Raw genomic sequence first — 227 nt, forward strand, 5'->3', positions numbered from 1 at the left:
CCGGCCCTGACCGACTTCGTGTTCATGGTCCGCGAGACCTCGCAGATGTTCATCACCGGCCCGGACGTGGTCAAGGCCGTCACCGGCGAGGAGATCACCCAGAACGGCCTCGGCGGCGCCGACGTGCACGCCGAGACCTCCGGTGTCTGCCACTTCGCCTACGACGACGAGGAGACCTGCCTCGCCGAGGTCCGCTACCTCCTGTCGATGCTCCCGCAGAACAACCG

The 227-nt window shown here is 67.4% G+C and carries 1 protein-coding gene; it reads left to right on the top strand.

Going from position 1 to position 227, the window contains the following annotated elements; all coding sequences use genetic code 11:
• Positions 1 to 227, top strand: a 227-nt coding sequence (locus IG08_RS55570) for a carboxyl transferase domain-containing protein (RefSeq protein ID WP_043457899.1), incomplete at both ends; no start/stop codon positions are given.

Origin of the sequence: Streptomyces fulvoviolaceus, assembly GCF_000718165.1 — a bacterium.
Classification (GTDB): Bacteria; Actinomycetota; Actinomycetes; order Streptomycetales; family Streptomycetaceae; genus Streptomyces; species Streptomyces fulvoviolaceus.